Raw genomic sequence first — 5,474 nt, forward strand, 5'->3', positions numbered from 1 at the left:
GGTGAACACCGTCATTTACGGTGCCGGCGCACTTTTCTTGTCGCTTACCTTGGGCGCGATCATAGCTTTTTTGGTAGAGCGGACTGATATACCGTTTCGTTCCGCGATATACACAGCGATGCTTGTATCACTCGCGGTGCCGACAATGTGGCTGTTTCAGAACGAAGCTGGGCAACCAATGGATGATTCTAAAGTCAGAAAAGTATTTGCCCGGCTGTTCATCAAGGCGGGACTGACGCGCCGGAATCTACATTTTTTGCGCCACACATTTGCCTCCCTGCTGATCCAGCAAGGCGAGAGCTTGGTGTATGTGAAAGAACAGATGGGTCATAGCTCGATTGATGTGACCGTTGACACGTACGGCCATTTGGTTCCGGGCGGCAACCGCCAAGCGGTGGACAAGCTTGACGACGGGTTCGAAGATTCAGACCAATTGGGTATGGAAACAAAATGGAATCATTTCGGGCAAAACGAGTCACCTGAGGAGAAAACGGCGCTGCAAGTTATTGAAAAAACTGGAGCCACCCGCCGGAATCGAACCGGCGACCTACTGATTACGAATCAGTTGCTCTACCAACTGAGCTAGGGTGGCTGAGAGAATTGGGCCAGATGATGTCGTATGCGACGCGGGGTAATTTAACATGCTTGCACTCAGTTTGAAACGATTCCCGGCGGCAATTGTTCGAGGGGGACAGCGGCAAGTCAAGTTGCTATAGCGGCACTGACAGACTAGGGTGTTGTATATGAAAATGAATCGTGACGACCTCCAAAGATATCGCATTGTCGATTCGCACCGTCATCAGGGTTTCGTAGGGCTGTTGCGCCGCGATCCCAGCACCGATTGTTGGACTTGGAAAGGTCATATCGATTTTGCCGACGGTCATAATCTTTCCTTCGCCAGCCAACGTAGTTTTTCCACCAAGCTTGAAGCCGAAGACTATATGCGCCGCTTTGCCTGCGATCGCATCGATAACCGCTTGAACTTAGATAAAGCTGACCGGCTCTAACTTCGACGATCTAGTTGTCGATTCACGACGGTTTGATCATGTGAATCAGACTGGCGATGGCGAAAGCGCCGACGCACGACACGACCAGGTCGATGACGTAGCGGAGTTCACGCAGGCCGTCGAGGGTTTCGTTGTAATCAAGGTAGGTGAGCGCCAAACGGCCAAGCAAAAATCCGATCACACCAATGATTCCCCAGACAATCGGCCCGGGCCGGCGCTCGGCGGCGATCCAGCGGGTGGCGAGAAAGCCGGTGAGCAATGCCATGACCATGGCATAAAGCGGGTTGTCGATGACAAATATCACTACTTCGAGGACGATCTCTTGCATGGAGTCACCTAGCGATCAGGGATAAAAGATTTTTGGCTTCGGCCCGCGGATCATCGGCGGCGACGATCGCCGAGATTAGCGCCACGCCATGGATGCCGGTATTCATCGTCTGTCCCAAGTTTTCCGCCGTGATGCCGCCGATGGCATAGACCGGCAGCGCAACTTTCGTTACGGTTTCTGCCAATGGTGCCAAACCCTGGGGGGCGCCATAGGCGGCTTTTGACGACGTGAAGTAAACCGGACCGAACAAAATAAAATCGGCGCCGGCGCCCTCGGCCTGTTGCGCTTCTTCGGGCGAATGGGTCGAATAGCCGATTAATTTTTCGCTGCCCATTAGGCTACGCGCCGTGGCAATTGGCAGCGATGCTTTCCCAAGTTGTACACCGGCGGCGTCCACCGCCAAGGCAACGTCGATGCGGTCATTGACGAAAAGTTTCCCGTCGTAGCGCTGGCATAACACTGAAAGTTTATCGGCGAGAGCGAAAATCTCTTTACCGTCGAGATCCTTTTCCCGCAGTTGAATCGCTTTGACGCCGCCGTCCAACGCCTGTTCGACCACCGCACAGATATCGCGCCCCTGGGTTAGCTTGCGATCGGTGATTAGGTAGAGCGGGAAGTTGGGCCGTGACTTAGCCACGGGTCAATTCAACATTCCGTCTAACGGGCTGGACGCGGTGGCGTAGAGTTTTTTCGCGATGCGACCGGCGAGATAGGCTTTGCGTCCCGCCTCGACGCCCAGGCGCATCGCTTCCGCCATCAGGATCGGATCCTTGGCGCCGGCGATGGCGGTGTTCATCAAGACCCCAGCGCAGCCCATCTCCATGGCGACCGCGGCGTCCGACGCCGTGCCGACGCCGGCGTCGACGATCACCGGCACTTTGGCGTGCTCCAAAATAATTCGAATATTGTAAGGATTCGTGATGCCCAATCCTGAGCCGATGGGGGCGGCCAGCGGCATCACCGCAGCGCAGCCCATGTCTTCGAGCTTTTGCGCCGTGATCGGATCGTCGGTGATGTAGGGCAGGACGATAAATCCTTCTTTGACCAAAATCTTCGCGGCTTCGAGGGTCGCCGGCACATCGGGAAAAAGTGTGCGATCGTCGCCGATCACTTCGAGCTTGACCAACTTACCGACGCCGGCCTCTCGGGCCAAACGGCAAGTGCGCACGGCGTCGTCGGCGTTATAACAGCCAGCGGTGTTGGGCAGAATAGTATATTTTTTTGGGTCGAGATAATCGAGTAGATTTTCTTTGTTCGGATCGGTGATGTTGACCCGGCGCACCGCCACGGTGACAATTTCGGCGCCGGAAACTTCGATGGCGCGCTTGGTCTCGGCGAAATCTTTGTACTTGCCGGTGCCGACGATCAGCCGCGAGCGAAATTTATTGCCCGCTAGTTCGAAAAAATCTTCCATGGTTTATCCTCCGCCGACGAAATGAACGATCTCAAGAACATCGCCGTCAGCCAACATCGTTGCGCCATAGGCGTCGCGCGGGACGATTTCTCGGTTCCGTTCGACGACCACCCGGCCGGGGCGAATCTGCAAGAATTCGAGCAGCCCGGTCAAGCTTAGCCCATTGTCGGTTTCGCGTTCTTCGCCGTTAATTTTCAGTTTCATCAGAACAAAAAAACCGCATTCACAGACCATCTAACGGTGGTCAGGGAATACGGTTTAAAGTTTATCCCGCGAACAGTCGGCCACGGAATTTTGACTTTCACGCTTCCCTACGCCGGCACGACCCGGATCAGGTTCAAAGGGTTACCTATTTTTTATTTAGGCTCTCAGCCTGCCGATGGCAGACACCCCTAGCAATGGAAGAAGGCTTAACAAAGCGCTGCTATCAAGTCAAATTGACGGCCGCGAATTCGTGGCCGCAAAGAAAAACAGGCGGCAGCGGATTCAAAACAATTCGCTGCCGCCTGTTTTTTGAGTGGTTGCGAAAAATTACGGCGCGACGATTTCCACTTGCAGGTTGCCGATGCCTTCGACTTCGCCTTCGACTTTGTCGCCGGGATTTAAAAACACCGGCGGCGTGCGCGCGAAGCCGACGCCCGACGGCGTGCCGGTGCTGATGATATCTCCCGGCTCCAAGGTCATGCCGCCGGAGAGCGATTCAATAATCGTCGGGATGTCGAAGATCATGTCGCGGGTGTTGCCGTCTTGCATGACCTGGCCATTCACTCGGCAGATCAGCCGCACTTGCTGCGGGTCGGGCATGGCGCTTTTGTGGACGATCCAGGGGCCGAGAGGACAAAGAGTATCCAGTGCCTTGCCTTTGAACCACTGGCCATGGATGCGCTGCAGTTCGCGGGCGGTCATGTCGAGGCAGACGGTGTAGCCGAAGATATAATCGTAGGCTTTGGCTTTGGGAATGTTGCGGCCTTTTTTGCCGATGATCACGGCGAGCTCCACTTCCCAGTCGAGCTTGTCGGTCACTTTATGTTTGATGACTTTGCCGAACTGGCCGATAACCGAGGTCGCCGGCTTGGTGAAGAATACCGGATAGTCGGGATACTTGATTTCCAACTCGCGCGCCCGAGCGCCTTCTTCGACATGCTCGCGGTAGTTGATGCCGAGCATCACGCAATTTTTTCTCGGTGTCGGGATCGGCGAGATGATTTTAGCCTGGCTAGGTTTCACCAAGGCGCCGGAGGCGAGCAGTTTTTTCTGCTCGTCGGGATTTTTCCCGGCAACATATTTTTCCGCTTTGCGGGCGACTTGGATCGCCTTGGCGCCGGCGTCGATGAACGCCTGCATGGTGGCCAAGAACGGCGCGTTGCCGCCTTTCAGATAACGCCGGTTGACCTCGGCGAGATCGATGATTTGCTCTTGGGGCCCCATCAGGCCGACGCGCTGTTGGTTTTTGCGACTGTAAGTGACGAGTCTCATAGTTCCTCCGATTTCAATTAGTCTCGATTGATTAAATACCGATGCCGAGCAGTCTACACGCATTGCCGCGGCAAATTAAATCGCGCTCGGCGTCGGCGATTTTAGTTTTCTCCAGCGACGCCACCGGTTCCGGATCGCCCATGTCATAGGGATAATCGCTGCCCAACAAAACATTTTCGGCGCCGAAGTTGGCGACCAGATATTCCAGCGCCATGGAGCTATGCGTAATCGTGTCGAAGTGGAGTAGCTTCAAGTATTCGCTCGGCGGTTTGGAAATCTTCGCCGTCGCCGAATCTTGAATCCGATAACCGCGCTCGAGGCGACCCCACGTATAAGGCAAAAAGCCGCCGGCGTGGGCGAGGAGAAATTTTAGTCGCGGGTAGCGCTCGAGCACGCCGCCGAAAATCAATTTGGCGAAGGCCAACGAAGTGTCGGCGGGATTGCCGATCAGATTGGCCAGGTTGAATTCCTTCATGCGCTCGGCGCCGACCACTTGGTTGGGGTGGACAAAGATCAGCGCGTCTAACGCCTGTGCAGCTTCCCAAAACGGATCGAAGCTCGGATCGTCGAAGTAGCGGCCGTTGATATTGCTGGCGACTTCGACGCCGCGCAGGCCGAGTTTGCTGACGGCGCGTTCCAGTTCTCGCGCGGCTTTGACCGGTTCCTGCATCGGCACCGAGCCAAGCGCCACTAAGCGTTTGGGATGTTTTGCCGCCGCTTCAGCCAAGCGCTCGTTGAGCCACTGAGCGTATTCCAACGACTCGTCGGCCGCCATCCAATAAAAAAAATAGCTGCTCGCCGGCGACAACAGCTGCATGTCGACGTTTTGCTGGTCCATGATCGACAAGCGCAGGTCAAGATAGCTAAATTCGGCTTTGAGCTGGGTTAAAAATGGTTTGCCGGCGCGACTGAGAACCTCGCGGCCGCGCTCGTTTTTTGTCAACGTCAGGCCCTGCCCCTTGCCGATTTCACTGGCGATCTTGAGCGCGTCGGGCGGCACATAGTGGGCGTGGACGTCGATGTTCATGACGGATTATCTTGCGCGAACTTCCCGGAGAGCTATCGGAGGGTTGGGGCGATGTCAAGTAAAATAGCCAGCGCGTGTTGTAGCAAAGTGATTATGTCAGGGGTTAACGGCAACGTAATTATGTCAGGGTGGAAGGATGACAACCCTGACAATGAAAGACGAGAAACGACTAGACGTAATTCAACGAGTATATCGCAGCGAGATCACCGTGGTTGAGGCCGC

5 protein-coding genes, 1 tRNA gene, 2 pseudogenes and 1 riboswitch are annotated in these 5,474 nt (G+C 55.3%); of the genes and pseudogenes, 2 read left to right on the forward strand and 6 right to left on the reverse strand.

Translation table 11 applies throughout. The annotated features are described in order from the left end of the window. Positions 1-118: 118 nt before the first annotated feature. Positions 119-370: pseudogene (locus EXR70_24835) on the forward strand (site-specific integrase). A 146-nt stretch (positions 371-516) separates the two neighbouring features. On the opposite strand, the gene EXR70_24840 reads toward EXR70_24835, so the two are convergent. Further along, positions 517-592 (reverse strand) — tRNA-Thr (locus tag EXR70_24840). Between the two features lie 157 nt (positions 593-749). On the opposite strand from EXR70_24840, the gene EXR70_24845 reads away from it, so the two are divergent. Continuing rightward, on the forward strand, positions 750-1,007 hold the full coding sequence (locus EXR70_24845) for a hypothetical protein (GenBank protein MSP41724.1): 258 nt from the start codon (positions 750-752) through the stop codon (positions 1,005-1,007). A 22-nt stretch (positions 1,008-1,029) separates the two neighbouring features. Here EXR70_24845 and EXR70_24850 read toward each other — a convergent pair whose 3' ends face one another. From EXR70_24850 to EXR70_24870, 5 genes and pseudogenes are all read right to left on the reverse strand, one after another. After that, the gene (locus EXR70_24850) at positions 1,030-1,335 is read right to left on the reverse strand and encodes a hypothetical protein (GenBank protein MSP41725.1); all 306 of its coding nucleotides are present in this window, start codon (positions 1,333-1,335) and stop codon (positions 1,030-1,032) included. Between the two features lie 4 nt (positions 1,336-1,339). Continuing rightward, a complete protein-coding gene (thiE, locus tag EXR70_24855; GenBank protein MSP41726.1) occupies positions 1,340-1,972 on the reverse strand; it encodes a thiamine phosphate synthase in 633 nt (210 codons plus the stop codon). Between the two features lie 3 nt (positions 1,973-1,975). Continuing rightward, positions 1,976-2,953: pseudogene (gene thiS / locus EXR70_24860) on the reverse strand (sulfur carrier protein ThiS). 87 nt (positions 2,954-3,040) lie between these two features. Next, a riboswitch (TPP riboswitch) is annotated at positions 3,041-3,153 on the reverse strand. Positions 3,154-3,280: 127 nt separating this feature from the next. After that, positions 3,281-4,225: an FAA hydrolase family protein gene (locus EXR70_24865; GenBank protein ID MSP41727.1), complete on the reverse strand. Its 945-nt coding sequence runs from the start codon at positions 4,223-4,225 to the stop codon at positions 3,281-3,283. A 31-nt stretch (positions 4,226-4,256) separates the two neighbouring features. Next, the gene (locus tag EXR70_24870; protein MSP41728.1) at positions 4,257-5,252 is read right to left on the reverse strand and encodes an amidohydrolase; all 996 of its coding nucleotides are present in this window, start codon (positions 5,250-5,252) and stop codon (positions 4,257-4,259) included. Positions 5,253-5,474 lie beyond the last annotated feature (222 nt).

It is taken from the genome of Deltaproteobacteria bacterium (genome assembly GCA_009692615.1).
Taxonomy (GTDB): Bacteria; Desulfobacterota; Binatia; order UBA9968; family UBA9968; genus DP-20.

What these genes read in the sequence shown, in the direction of transcription:
- EXR70_24865 (MSP41727.1), bottom strand. Translation starts at nt 4,225, where the DNA reads ATGAGACTCGTCACTTACAGTCGCAAAAACCAACAGCGCGTCGGCCTG.
- EXR70_24845 (MSP41724.1), top strand. Translation starts at nt 750, where the DNA reads ATGAATCGTGACGACCTCCAAAGATATCGCATTGTCGATTCGCACCGT.
- EXR70_24870 (MSP41728.1), bottom strand. Translation starts at nt 5,252, where the DNA reads ATGAACATCGACGTCCACGCCCACTATGTGCCGCCCGACGCGCTCAAG.
- EXR70_24850 (MSP41725.1), bottom strand. Translation starts at nt 1,335, where the DNA reads ATGCAAGAGATCGTCCTCGAAGTAGTGATATTTGTCATCGACAACCCG.